Source organism: Acinetobacter sp. H1(2024), from assembly GCF_046557555.1.
GTDB classification, from domain to species: Bacteria; Pseudomonadota; Gammaproteobacteria; order Pseudomonadales; family Moraxellaceae; genus Acinetobacter; species Acinetobacter seifertii.
On the sequence record NZ_JBKGFO010000001.1, the window covers coordinates 299,157 to 313,261 of the forward strand.

General features: G+C 38.7%; 9 protein-coding genes and 1 pseudogene. 3 read left to right on the forward strand and 7 right to left on the reverse strand.

Features of this window, described 5'->3' with window-relative positions; all coding sequences use genetic code 11:
* The first annotated feature begins 245 nt into the window (after positions 1-245).
* Positions 246-2,027, forward strand: coding sequence for a bifunctional metallophosphatase/5'-nucleotidase (locus tag ACLCEG_RS01425; RefSeq protein ID WP_410565228.1), 1,782 nt, complete (start codon positions 246-248; stop codon positions 2,025-2,027).
* Positions 2,028-2,098: 71 nt separating this feature from the next.
* Here the strand turns inward: ACLCEG_RS01425 and ACLCEG_RS01430 are convergent, their stop codons facing one another.
* Together ACLCEG_RS01430 and ACLCEG_RS01435 are read right to left on the reverse strand one after the other, a co-directional pair.
* Positions 2,099-2,500, reverse strand: a complete 402-nt coding sequence (locus ACLCEG_RS01430; protein ID WP_004701669.1) for a transcriptional repressor — start codon at positions 2,498-2,500, stop codon at positions 2,099-2,101.
* A 140-nt stretch (positions 2,501-2,640) separates the two neighbouring features.
* On the reverse strand, positions 2,641-4,602 hold the full coding sequence (locus ACLCEG_RS01435) for a TonB-dependent receptor plug domain-containing protein (RefSeq protein ID WP_410565231.1): 1,962 nt from the start codon (positions 4,600-4,602) through the stop codon (positions 2,641-2,643).
* A 217-nt stretch (positions 4,603-4,819) separates the two neighbouring features.
* On the opposite strand from ACLCEG_RS01435, the gene ACLCEG_RS01440 reads away from it, so the two are divergent.
* On the forward strand, positions 4,820-7,969 hold the full coding sequence (locus ACLCEG_RS01440) for a multidrug efflux RND transporter permease subunit (RefSeq protein ID WP_410565233.1): 3,150 nt from the start codon (positions 4,820-4,822) through the stop codon (positions 7,967-7,969).
* Positions 7,970-8,016: 47 nt separating this feature from the next.
* Here ACLCEG_RS01440 and ACLCEG_RS01445 read toward each other — a convergent pair whose 3' ends face one another.
* The 5 genes and pseudogenes from ACLCEG_RS01445 to ACLCEG_RS01465 all read right to left on the reverse strand — a co-directional run bounded on the left by ACLCEG_RS01445 (position 8,017) and on the right by ACLCEG_RS01465 (position 12,622).
* Complete coding sequence (locus ACLCEG_RS01445; RefSeq protein WP_410566526.1) at positions 8,017-8,217, reverse strand: phosphopantetheine-binding protein; 201 nt, start codon at positions 8,215-8,217, stop codon at positions 8,017-8,019.
* A gap of 18 nt (positions 8,218-8,235) precedes the next feature.
* Positions 8,236-8,886: pseudogene (locus ACLCEG_RS01450) on the reverse strand (isochorismatase family protein); the annotation flags it as partial.
* Positions 8,887-8,907: 21 nt separating this feature from the next.
* Complete coding sequence (locus ACLCEG_RS01455; RefSeq protein ID WP_410565236.1) at positions 8,908-10,572, reverse strand: (2,3-dihydroxybenzoyl)adenylate synthase; 1,665 nt, start codon at positions 10,570-10,572, stop codon at positions 8,908-8,910.
* Positions 10,573-10,583: 11 nt separating this feature from the next.
* A complete protein-coding gene (locus ACLCEG_RS01460) occupies positions 10,584-11,807 on the reverse strand; it encodes an isochorismate synthase MenF (protein ID WP_410565238.1) in 1,224 nt (407 codons plus the stop codon).
* A 44-nt stretch (positions 11,808-11,851) separates the two neighbouring features.
* Entirely contained in the window at positions 11,852-12,622 is a 771-nt protein-coding gene (locus ACLCEG_RS01465; protein WP_046812794.1) for an SDR family oxidoreductase, read from the reverse strand.
* Between the two features lie 266 nt (positions 12,623-12,888).
* Between ACLCEG_RS01465 and fes the strand changes: the two genes are divergently transcribed.
* Positions 12,889-14,088 carry an enterochelin esterase gene (gene fes, locus ACLCEG_RS01470; protein ID WP_410565240.1) on the forward strand — a complete coding sequence of 400 codons (1,200 nt, stop codon included), beginning with the start codon at positions 12,889-12,891 and terminating at the stop codon, positions 14,086-14,088.
* Positions 14,089-14,105: the final 17 nt, after the last annotated feature.

Sequence of the window (14,105 nt, forward strand, 5' to 3'; positions counted from 1 at the left end):
AACCGATTTTATTCACCGGACATTTTGTAACTATTTTATTGCAAATTCATGAATTTTTTATGAAAACCTTAAAAATTACGATCTATTTTAACCTTTTGCTTATTTCCTTACGTTTATGGGTATCTATTATCATCTTAGCATTAATTTTTTAAAGATCATCTGATTTTGATAAAGATTTAGTTTTCATTAAATATTCATATAGTATGCGTATTTTTTATGCATCTTAATTCACCAATTGATAAAAAATGACGACTTTAAATATATTATTTAAGACAACATCTTTATGTCTGGCAATGGCTTTATTAGCTGGTTGTAATGATAACAATGACAGTGATTCAAATACATCTGCACCCCGAAGTAACCAGACGGTCGATATTTTAGCTTTTAATGACTTTCATGGAAATTTAGAACCGCCTAAACGCTACGTTGATGCAACTAACCCAAATGATGCATCTCAGACAGTACGTATTCCAGTTGGGGGTGTGAGTTACTTTGCAGACGCAATTAAGAAACTTAGAGCTCAAAACCCTAATAATGCTGTTGTTTCAGCGGGTGACTTAATTAGCGCTTCCCCACTCACTTCTTCACTATTTTTAGATGAACCTACCATTGATGTCATGAATGATATTCAAATTGACTTTAATGCAGTCGGTAACCATGAGTTTGACCGTGGTACAGATGAGTTACGTCGCTTGCAAAATGGTGGCTGTCAACAATATACAAGTACAGCACCCTGCCAAATTAATAAAAACTTTAGTGGTGCAAAATTTAATTTCCTTGCCGCCAACGTCGCAATGAAAAACGATTCAAGCAAAACGATTTTTCCAGCTTATAAAGTCAAAACTTATGGCGGAATTCCGGTTGCATTTATTGGTTTAACGCTTAAAGCAACTCCAAGTATTGTTTCAGCTGCTGGTATTAAAGACGTTGAGTTTCGTGATGAAGCCGATACGGTAAATGCCCTAATTCCTGAACTACAAAAACAAGGAATTCAAGCTTTTGTAGTGGTAGTCCATGAAGGTGCAGCACCAAGTACTAAACTTAATCAAAAAACATGTGATGGTTTAAGTGGGCCGATTTTAGGTATTTTAGATCGCTTAAATCCGGCAGTGGATATTGTTGTTTCAGGTCACACGCATCAATCTTATATTTGTGACTATGCAACTAAAAATCCAGCTAAACCATTCTTACTTACTTCCGCTGGCCAATATGGCACGCTTATTACCGATATTAAGATTGAGCTAGATGGTAAAACTGGTGACATTATTAAAAAAGATGCTAAACAAGTTCCGGTTCAAAGTGAGGCCTATACTTCAGGTACAACCACTGTAAGCCTTACAGATCTTTATCAAAAATTTAGTAAGACACCAAGTATCGAAGCAATTTTAGATAAATACCGTCAAGCAGTAACGACCATTTCTGGGCGTGTGGTTGGAACGTCTACTGCCGTTGTGAGCCGTACTCAGGCTGAAAGTGGTGAAAGTCCGCTAGGCGATATGATTGCTGATGCACAACAAGCCTCTGCTCTTAAAGCAAGCGACCAAGGTTCAGACTTTACACTCATGAACCCAGGTGGTGTACGTGCCGACCTACTGATTAACAGCAGTAACCAAATTACCTTTGGTGATATTTTTGCGGTTCAACCTTTTGGTAATTCGATTGTGACGCTGAGCTTAACCGGTAAACAAATTCGTGATGTGCTTGAGCAGCAATGGTCTGGTGGGAATGCAAACTCTCCTAAAATTTTACAGCCTTCTAAAGAGCTAAGTTATCAATATTCGGCAAATACAACTATTTCACCGAGAGCAAGCAATATTATGGTGGCAGGCTCTCCATTAGTTGACACCAAGGTATACCGTGTAACAGTCAATAGCTTCTTGGCAGATGGTGGTGACAACTTTACTGTGTTAAAAGATGGTCAGAACCGTGTTGGTGGTGGTCAAGATATTGATGCCTTTGAAAGCTATGTTGCTAAAAATTCACCACTCATTATTCCGGCTACAACTCGAATTAAAGTCATCAAATAATTTCATTTAATGACGAATAAAGGACAGTACGAAGCTGTCCTTTATTTTTATATGAAAAGCTAAACGAGCTTTTATTCAGTATAGAGATTAAGCTCTACACTGCTGATGTCTGCTCCAGTATTTGCAAAAATAATATCCATAACTTCGTGCAATAGTTCCTTCACTTTTTCATGTTCAAAGCTTGAAGTTTCTGCTGTTTTTAAGCAAATCAGATTACAACTCATTTTGTCTTTTCTGAGCTTATAAATACTTTTACTTTTTCCCAAAAACACTCTTTTGACGAGTTTGCGATTTTCAAACTCAGATAAAATTCGGTAAATGGTGCCTAGTGTAATTTTATATTCATTTTTAATTTGTGCATAAATGCTATCCGCACTTAAGCCATGTGGGTTCTGATTTAAAATTTCAAAAACCTGTATTCTCGATTTTTTTATAGGTAATCCATTTAATAATGATTTTGATATTGTCGTCATGTTAATTAACCTTAAAGTTTAGAAATATAGAAATTTTTAAAAATTATTTTGTCTATATTTACTTGAAAATTATGGATGTTTTCTAACTGAAAAGCTCAAAGCCTATTCCCCTATGAATAAGCTTTGAGTCTAGATTTAACTTAGAAACTATAAGTCGCTTTCACAAAGTAATTGCGGCCATAAAGTTTGGTATTAAAAGTTTTGTTTTTATCTTCCAAGTCAACATCGGTCAGGTTTTTCACACCGTAGTCGAGTGTTAAACGTGGCGAAATTGGCGAGGTAAACGTAAGGTCATAGGTCGTATAAGCTGGTAACTCCTTAGTTGCAGAGTACATTTGTTTGCCTACATAACTCACGCCTGCATTTACACGGAAATCTTGAACTGGTGCCCAAGAAATAGAGCCATTGGTAAGCCATTCTGGTCGTTCGGTTAAGTCTTTACCTGTAGTTTTGTTTTTCGCATCCAGATAAGTTGCGTTTGCCTTAACGCCTAAATTGTCAGTGAAATCATATCCACCTGTAAGCTCAACACCTTTGAGTTCTGCGCGGCTCACATTGGTCCAGATTTTTCTAAAATCACCTACTAAACGCGGGTCACCATCACTCAAGGTAATTGCTTCAATCAAGTTCTTCACATCGTTTTGGAAAACTGTAACGCCAGCATTCCAGTTTGGACGCGTCACAATTAAGGATGCTTCATAGTTTGTACTTTCTTCGGGTGCTAAATTTGGATTACCCCGAATATGACAGCTACCTCCACATGAAATCATCGAGTAGTTAATGTCTAACTGAGCGGGAGCCGGAACTTTATAAGCTTGTCCCACGCCACCTTTAAGTATGACTCCTTCAGCGAGTTGATATGCTAAATAGGCTTTACCAGTCGTTTTACCATCAAAGTCATCAAAGTCGTCGTAACGACCACCTAATGTTAAGGTAAGTGCATCATTAATATGGGTATCGTTTTGCACAAAAATACCGTAGCTTTTTTGCTGATTTTTTCCAGTGCCGATATAACTTACAACATCTGTAATTTTCTGGTCTTTATAATCGAAACCAGCAGTCGTGTTATTCATGAGCCAGTCAAAGTTGGCAAAAGCACGACCAATTAAATTTTCTTGTTTATAGTGACGGCTTTGCGGCGCATCGTACTCACTGTCATAGTCATAGATTTTAGCTGTTTCTTTACCAATATAAGCTTCTGTTTTTCCCCAAGCCCATTTACCACGGTGAGCAATGCCTACATTGGTTCGCTTCATTTCAGATTCTTGAATAGATGTAGCTGCATCTTGCGTCAGCGGGCGTTTATCGTTGTTATAACCCAAATCTAAATCTAGAGTTTGCTGATCATTAATATTCCAGCTTAAAGTACCATTTACGTTTTTGGTGTCTTTTTCTACAAAATATGCACCATCTGGATCTGGCTGGCCTTTTCTATACCACGCATCGCGGTTATAGGCGTCACCTGCCAGAGTAAAACTTAAATTATCGGTTAAACCACCATATAGGTTAAATCCATACCGGTACTGGTTTTTACCATCGCCTCGGTCAGCCCGGTTATATTGACCAAAAATAGAACCGTGTAATTGTCCATCTTCTGCTTTTTTAGTAATGATGTTAATGACGCCGCCCATCGCATCTGCTCCATAGAGTGATGACATAGGCCCACGAATCACTTCAACACGCTCAATGCTATTTAAAGGAATTGCGCTCCAGTCAAAGTCATTACCTCGCCACATGGCGCCATTAGATGACATGCGTTTACCGTTTAAAAGAATTAAGGTGTAGTTCCCCGAGGTATTCAGCATTCCCCGTATAACGATTTTATCTTGGCCACTGTTATAGTTATAAACCCCAGCTTGTTTTTGTAAAACATCGGCAAGGCTGAGTGCCGCACTACGTTCAATATCTTCACTTGTGATGACACTAATGGATGCGGGTGCTTTATCTACATCTTGTTCTTTTAAAGCAGCAGAAACCACAATAGTTTTAAGTTTTTGAACAGGTTCATTTGTACCCTGTTGCTCAATATCTGTATTTGCTTGGACTGCGAATGGAAGCAGTGTTGAGAGAGCGACCACCAGCGCCTTTTTCGTTAATGTCATTTCTCGGTCCTTATATTTTATAACGATTACCATATGATAATTGTTATCATTTATGATGTGCCGAGCATGATAGCCTCATGACTTTTATTGTTCAAGATAAAAGTAATTATTATTTATATAATGATAATCATTATTGTTTGTTTTGTTTAAAAAAGTTAACATTGCAATTTGGTGTGCCTAAAAACCTATTGAAAACAAGCTTAAAGTAGACATAACAATGCTCTCTCGATTTTTTATTTATCACCCCATTTTTGTATCTGTCATTGCCATCACTATTCTTATTTTTGGTTTTTTTTCTATTCGTGCAATGCCGGTTGAGCGCTATCCAAACCTTGCTCCTCCAAGCGTTAGAGTAGTTGCTAATTACCGAGGTGCGTCTGCTGAAACTGTTGAAGAAAGCGTAACTCAGATTTTAGAACAACAAATCAAAGGACTGGATAACTTACTCTATTTCACATCAAATAGTGAATCTTCAGGAACGGCCAGTATTGATATTCATTTTAAAATTGGTACAGATATTGATAAGGCACAACTACAAGTACAAAACCGCATTAACAGTGCATTAAACCGTCTCCCCGAGCAAGTACAACGGCAAGGGGTAAATATTTGGAAAACCACAGGTGATATGCTGTTAATTGTGGGTCTATACGATGAGACTGGTAAAGCCAGCAATATCGAATTATCGGACTATATGGTCAATCACTTTGAACAACCACTCTCACAATTGCAAGGAATTGGTGAGGTGAATGTGTTTGGTTCAAGTTATGCCATGCGTATTTGGTTAAATCCAAATCAGCTTAGAAATTATCAACTTATGCCGAGTGATATTGAACAGGCACTTGAAGATTACAATACTCAAATTGCTGCTGGCTCAATTGGTGCCATGCCTTCGGCTTCTGACCAGAATATTTATGCCAAAGTTACTGCAGGTTCTCGGCTAAAAACAGTCGATGATTTTAAATCGGTTGTGGTTAAAGCCAATGTAGATGGGAGTCTGGTTTATTTAAAAGATGTAGCGAGAGTCGAGTTAGGTGCCGAAAACTATGAAAGTATTAATACACTAAATGGCTACCCTTCTGCTGGTTTAGGCATTTCACTCAGTCCCGATGCGAACGCAATTGAAACCTCTGGTCTAATTAAAGCAAAAATTGAACAGCTCAAGCAGCACCTACCCGCTGGATATAAAGTGGTTTATCCGCGGGACAATACGCCGTTTATTGAAGAGTCGATTAAACAAGTCATCATTACTCTGCTTGAAGCAGTAGTTTTAGTCGTCATTGTGATGTATCTCTTTTTACAAAATTGGCGCACTACACTTATTCCAACCATTACTGTACCTATTGTGATTTGCGGTACCTTTGTTGTGTTGTATTTATCTGGAATGAGTATTAATACACTTACCCTGTTTGCACTAGTTCTAGCAATCGGATTATTGGTCGATGACACGATTGTCGTGGTTGAAAATGTTGAACGGCTTATGCATGAGCAACAATTAAGTGTTCGGGATGCATGTTTAGCATCGATGCAGGAAATTACTGGTGCATTAATTGGTATTACCTTGGTACTAACCGCCGTATTTATCCCGATGGCTTTTTTTAGTGGTTCAACGGGCATGATTTACCGCCAGTTTTCAATCACCTTAGCGGCTGCGATGTTGTTATCTTTATTGGTAGCCATGTTTATTACGCCAGCTTTGTGTGCTGTCTTACTAAAAAAACAAACTCAACAACCTAAATGGGGACAAAAACTTGAGACTTTGCTTGAAAAAGTTAAAGTTGGTTTTAGTTTTTTAGCAAAAAGTTTAATCAAATTTAAAGCACTTTCATGTCTTGTAGTGTTAGCTTTAGCTGCTGTTTTAATTGTGATTTATCGTAGTTTGCCGACGAGCTTTATTCCAAATGAAGATCAAGGTTTGTTGGCTGTGCCTTATAGTTTGCATAACAGTGCTTCTATGAGCCAAACACAAGAAGTAGGTAAACTGGTCAATAACTATTTCTTTGAACATGAAGCCAAAAATATCAATACCGTCTTAGTAGTTAATGGACAAAATTTTTCGGGAAGCGGTCCAAATTTAGGTATGGCCTTTGTTTCGCTTAAACATTGGAATGAGCGTAAAGGAGAAGCCAATACTGCAAGTGCTATTCGCGAACGTGCGCAAGATTACTTGCAAAAAAACTTACCAGCCAAAGTTATGGTGGGTATGCCGGCAAGTGTTTCTGGTTTGGGCCAATCTGATGCCTTAGAACTTTGGCTCAGAGATGTGAATGGTCAAGGACGCAATGAACTCATTAAACAATATAAAGCTTTAGAAAAAGAATCTCATAATTATCCTGCGTTTGAAAATTTAAGCCCGCTTGTAAGTGAAAATAAGGCTGAAGTTTTTATTCAACTCGATCAGAATAAAGCCAAGATATTAGGGATTGATCAACAAGCGATTCGTTCAACTTTATCGACTGCTTGGGGTGGAAACTATGTGGGTGATTTTGTTGAAAGAGGCAAAATTAAACGAATCATTATGCAAGGTGATGCTGAATTTCGCTCTAAACCTGAAGATTTAGCGTATTGGCATGTCCGTAATAATACAGGTGGAATGCTTTCTCTTGCACATTTTGGTCGAAGCGAATGGATTGGTGGTCCAGAAACACTAACAAGATTTATGGGACTTGCTGCAATACAACTTGAAGCAAATGTTAGTTCTGGCTTTAGCTCAGGTCAGGCAATGCAACAGTTAAGTGATATGGTGAGTAAACAGTCTGGTGTAGATGTCGCATGGAGTGGCCTCTCTTTACAAGAGCAGCAATCGAGCCAGCAAGCCTTGTTTTTATATATTATCTCTATTTTATTTATTTTCTTATGTTTAGCTGCTTTATATGAAAGCTGGAAAGTGCCTCTTATTATTTTGCTTGGGCTTCCGCTAGGAATTACTGGAACTATTATATTTGCTCAAATCTTTAACTTACCAAACGATGTGTATTTCCAAATCGCGTTACTAACGGGTATTGGTTTGTCTTGTAAAAACGCGATTTTAATTGTGGAGTTCGCAACTAAAGCCATAAAACAAGGTAAAGGCTATGTTACTGCTGCATGTGAGGCTTTAGCTTTACGCTTACGTCCAATTTTAATGACGTCTTTAGCTTTTGGAGCTGGTGTTATTCCCCTTGTCGTTGCTACAGGTGCTGGTGCAGTGAGTCGCCATGAAATTGGTATGAGTATATTTGGCAGTGTGATTATTGGAACCTTACTAGTCCCTGTATTTACGGTGTTTTTCTTTGTTTTGGTACATAGTTTACCGGCTTTGCAATGGTCGCTTGGACGGGTTTGGTTTAGACGTGTATCTAAATATAGAAAAGATCATTCCTCTTTATAAAACAAAAAAAAGCAGATCAATGATCTGCTTTTTTTTATTGTTTAAATTTAAGCGACTAGTTTCTCAATCCATACTTCTAAAGTTGGTTGTTCTGCTAAATCTTCAAAGCTCACTTGAGCACCATAAGTCTGCCATTTACCCACTAAAGTCATGAGTCGTACCGAATCAAGCCCAAGCATGAGTAGATCATCATTTAACTGAATGTCCGAAGCTGGAATCTGTAGTTGCTCACTTACCGCTTGAACAATCCCAGCTTGGGTTAATGGCGAGGCTGCTTGTTCAAGTGTCCAAGCGCGAGTCACTTGTTGAGTTGTCATGACTTGAGCACAACGTGTACTTGCATATTTTAATGCCATGTCGTGTTCTTCACGGCTAAAGTCAGCGAGTGCATCACCACATAAAAATGGTTGTATGTTGAGCATAAATGCTTCTGCGGCACTCATGAGGCAGCCAATATGGGCATAAACACCACAAATAATAAGTTGATCACGACCTGACTCGCGCATGAGTTGTTCAAGTGGTGAAAATTTAAATGCGCTATAACGCCATTTTGTTAAAACGGTATCATTTTTCTGGGGCGATATTTCCGGCAAAATCTGAGTAATATACGGGTCATCTTTTAGACCAGTTCCCCAAAAATCAGTTAATAACTGGCGATGTTCAGGTGTCTGATTACCAGGTTGTGCGGTATAGACCACAGGGATATTAAACTTACGGGCAGTTTCAATCAGTTCTTTAGTATTTTTAATAAGCTCTGGAATAGGTGCTTGAGTTTGGTCATAAAAATCTAAAAAATACTGCTGCATATCGTGCACTAATAAAACGGCGCGATTAGTATGTAACTGCCAATGGGTTTTATTAGGGGTAAACTCATGGGCTTGAGGCATGCTGTAACTGGTAATTTTGGGAATACTCATCAAATTTTTCCTTTTTTATCTTTAAGCAAGAACATTGGTTTTAGTTTCAAGTTGTTGACGTAATCTTTTTTTGTCGATTTTTCCAAAGGCTGTATATGGAAACTGTTCGATAAATTCCACTCGATCGGGAATTTTGTAGGTAGCAAGACCGTAGTCTTTAAGATGCTGACGAACTGACATAGCAAGGCGAATTGGACTTGGATCATTGGTTTGTGATTGCCATGCAATAAAGGCACAGCTTTTTTCACCCATAATCTCATCAGGCATAGCAACCAGTGCTGCAAGGCGAATTTGTGGATGAGTTAATAAAGCTTGTTCCACTTCTTCAGTCGCAATTTTTTCACCAGCACGATTGATTTGTTCTTTCGAACGTCCTTCCACAACAATGCAGCCATCTTCACGAATACGAACTAGGTCGCCTGTACGATAAAAACCATCTGGTGTAAAAGAACGAGCGTTGTGCTCTGACGCTTGGTAATAGCCACGAATGGTATAGGGGCCACGAGCGAGCAAATGCCCTACTTGTCCAGCTTCTACGGGTTGGTCATGATCATCTAGTACTAAAATTTCATCATCTGGCGAGATTTTTAAACCTTGGGTATGAATAATTTGTTCTTTTGACATGCCAAAACGCGTGTAGTTCACAAGGCCTTCAGCCATTCCAAAGACTTGTTGCAAATTAACCTTAAACTCATCAATTAAACGTAAGGCAACAGCATCGGGTAAACGCGCGCCTCCGACTTGTAAACAACGTAGAGTCGATAATATTGGATCTTGATCTTTGGTTGCTTTGTCCATCCACGGTCGAACCAATGCAGGAACTAAACAAGCATCTGTCACACCGTGTTTTTTAATAAGTGGAAATGCAGTTTCAGGGCTTGGATCTGTACCTAAAACCACCGCGCCACCAGCATAAAAAATGCCTAAAGAACCAGCCGAGCTCATTGAAAAGTTATGTGCCGCAGGTAAAACCATCAGTAAACGTGAAGTCTGATTGAGTTCGCAAATTTTGGCACTTTCACGCACACTGTAGAGATAATCATCATGAGTACGTGGAATCAGTTTAGGAACACCGGTACTTCCACCTGAAAGTTGTAAAAAAGCCACTTGATCTGCTGTAGTTGGCGAGATTGCTTCCGCTAGAATTTCTGTTTCTTTTAATAGGTTTTCGATAGCAACAAAATTACCAGCATCTCCAAGTACAAATACATACTCTAAGCAAGCTGCAGTTTGCTGAAGTTTTGTGGCAAGTTCTCGATAATCAAATTTTTGTGCACCAAAATCTGCACAGAAATAAGCTTTAGCTTGCGTCTGTTTAAAAAAGCTACTGAGTTCGGCATATCGATGGGCAGGTAAAGACATGATAGGTAAAGCACCTAATCGAATCAGTGCAAAAAATAGAATATAGAACTGATAGCGGTTTGGCATTTGTACGACGGCTTTATCGCCCGCACGTAAGCCATATTGATATAAATGGCTTGCACAACAGTCAACTAAGCTATCAAATTCTTCATAGCTACCAGCTTTATCACCATCATAAATTGCAATATTTTTCGCATACTTTTGAGCACTTTCACGCAAGAAATCACTCAAGTTTTGTCCAAGCCAATAACCTTTTTTACGGTAAACCTCAGCAAATTCAGCTGGATATGGCACAGCGCCAACTAAATAATTCTTAGTTGTCATTTATTTATTCCTTATCGTGGTAATTGGTCTGGTGAAATGTGCAAGCCATCAAGTACAGTACGGAACTTTGCAGCAGTTTCGGCATGTTCAGCTTGTGGACGTGAGGCTTCCACAATTCCGGCACCGGCAAATAAACGGGCAATATTTTGATAAATACGAGCACAGCGAACAGTCACCGACCATTCACCGTTACCTTCGGCATCGGCCCAACCCATGGTTCCAGCGAATAGTTCACGGTTAAATGGTTCAAGTTGATGAATCAAATTTTTTGCTACAAAGCTTGGCTCACCACAAATTGCAGGTGTCGGATGTAGACGTTCAATTAAGTCAAAAACATGAGTATCGGCTTGCTTAAGCTCACCCGTAATGTGTGAGGCCAAGTGCCAAAGACGTTTGGTGCGAATAAGTGAAGGCTGTTTGGGCACATGCAGTTGCTTGCAGAAAGGTGTGAGTTCATCAGCAATCATTTCGATGACAAGAGCATGCTCATGTTGATCTTTTTGTGAAGCTAGTAAAGCTCTTGCATTATTTTGGTCAACAATCGGATCATCATCGCGTGCTAATGTGCCCGCAACAGGTTTACTCCAGATTTTATTATTTTGCTTTGCAATTAATAGTTCAGGACTTGCACCAACAAACCAACCTTCGCTTTGAGGGTGTCTTGCGACTGCATAGTTATATCCTTCAGGATTATGCTTGGCCAAGTTATAAAATACATCTGAGACTGGAAGATTCTCTTCAAATTCAAGTTGTAAAATACGAGCAAGTACTGCTTTATCTAGCTTTTGTGCCCGCATTTGTTGTACTAAATATTCAACCTGCTGTTTATAGTGTTCACCTGAAGGTAAATAATCGGCCTGCTTTAAGATTAAGTCATCAAGATTAATATCGGTTTGTGAAAATAAAGCTTTCTGGTAAACCTTGGCATCTTGCATCAGCATTAAATTGACATCTGCCGATGAACTAAATGGCAACCCACCCATAACCTTGGCATCGCTATAACCATCTGCAATTGCTTGTTGTAATTGTAGACGGGCTTCGTTTAGCCACTCTTTTAGCTGAGTGTCTTTTGTAACCTCAATATCTTTAAGTTTTTGATGACTCGATATGATGTATTCAGGAGTCGTAAATATAAAACCAGCGTTATCAGTGCAATTTAAAACTTCTTTTGCGAGTGTAATTCTGCTTTCTGTAAAATTTTCTCGTTGGATAAAATACGGATGCTGTACCGACATCTCGCAACTCCTTATAAAATTATTTTGTTGTGATGAATTAATATTTAAACGCCTAATGTGGCTCCCCCATCGACCACAATTTCTTGCATAGTAATTTGTGCTGCTTGGTCTGAAAGTAAAAAGCTAACGGTATTAGCAATATCTTCAGGCTGAGCAAGTTTTCTAAGTGGAATACCAGTACGGTACTGGTTTAAGTCACCATCAATAACAGCAGGTGGAGGTGAATTATCTGTCCAAAGCTGCTGCTGCATTTGAGTGAGCGTAGAGCCTGGTGAAACAATATTGAGCCTGACTTGGTGAGGTGCGATTTCAAGTGCAAGATTACGGCAGTAATGGCTCAGTGCAGCTTTACTGGTCGCATACATGCCAAGTTGTATACGTGGCATACGTGAACTGTTCGAGCTAATCGTGACAATGCTTCCCTGCTTTTTTTCACAAAAATGTTTAGCAAGTTGTTGACTAATCGCAATGGGTGCCATGACATTTACAGCAAAAAGTGTTTGCCAGTCTTCTGTTTTTGCCTCAAGCATAGACCGCATAATTAATACGCCCGCTGCATTTACTAAGCCTGTAATGTTGTGCTTTTCCAAAAGCTCCGCAATCAAATTTTGAGTAGTTTGTTGCTGTGTAATGTCTTGTGAAATTCCTTGCCAACGTGATATTTCATAGTTTTCTAGCTTTTGAATGATTTCCCATTGTTCTGGGTTTTCCTGTTGGTCAATACCAATCACTTGATACCCTTGCTGCAATAATTTTTTTGCAATAGCAGCTCCAATACCTCTTGCAGCACCAGTGACTACGATGGTAGAGCTCATGTTTTACTCCAGTTTGACTCGAATAGTAAATTCCGCCACATAATTGCAAATAATTATCATTATTATCAAGTGCGATAAATATCAAACATAAGATTACAATCTAAATCAAGTTATTTATTAACCAAGAAACCAACTTATTTCATTGATTTTTAATAAATTTAATAAAACCCGTCTTTTTTTATTGATTATAATGATAATTGTTTCCATTTACTAATGATAATCATTTTGTTAATTTGACCGCGCTTTCTTGTCGAGATGGACTCAAAATGAAGCCATTTTCTCATCCCTTACATCCCCTATTTCAACAACTCAATGTTGGGAGTGAGGTCTGGTGGAATACCGTTAAAAAAATAGGTAGTCCGCTAGTTAACCTACAAAAAAATAAAGCGCTATGTACCTTTGTTTGGCGTAGTCCTGAGCCTAAAGAAAGTATCTTTGTCTATATTGATATTTATTCACAAAGCCCTTCTATCTATCAAAAGTGGAATCGTTTTAGCCGTATAGCTGGGACAGATGTGTACTTCTTTGAAATAGAGCTGCCCTTAGCTTGGACTGGTAGTTATGTTGTAGTGACCACTATTGAAGAAGCGCCAGAAACAGATTGTTCGGCAACACGCCGCTTATGGTGGCAAAAGGAGCTTAAACAAAATGCTCAAATTGACTCATTTAATCAACATGAGTTTTATACGGGACATCTGGCCCGATACATCAATCAAATTCAACTCGAAAACACAAAAGCTTTCATAGACGATTGCCCAATTACAAAGACATTTCAATGGTCAAGTCGTTTATGCCAACAGGACTATTTGGTCGATATTTTTATTAGTCATCAATCAACTCAAGAAGACTTGCCACTCGTTATATTGCTTGATGGCCAAATCTGGAGTCGAGAGCTTTCAATTCTGCCCGAAATTCAACATTTGACTGATTCAAATAAGATTCGTCCAGCAGTTTATGTTTTTGTTCATAGTTTAAATAGTCAACAACGCCAACAAGATTATGGCTGCCATGATGCATTTAGTCAGGCGTTGGTTGAAGAACTCATTGAAATACTCCTAAAAGAATATTCGTTTATTTCTAAAACCGACATTACGTTATGTGGTCAAAGTCTAGGTGGTTTATGTGCTTTACATAGCGCTTTGCTGTTTCCGACCATTTTTACTTCACTAATTTTGCAATCTGGATCTTATTGGTGGTCAGATTTTTCAAACAGTATTTTAGGGCGAAAACACAAAGGTAATTTTTTAGAACTGCTTCAAAACTTATCTGATCAATTATCAAAAACAACTCAAATTTATATCAGTGCCGGCACGTATGAAACCGATATGCGGGACGATGCCCTTCAGCTTTATCAACAATTGCAATCATTCAATCAAGTGAGTTTTCAGACTTTTCCGGGCGGACATGATGCTGTGAATTGGCGTACTGACTTGCTTAAGGCATTGCAACAAACACTTTCACTATAACCATTTGTTTCATCAAG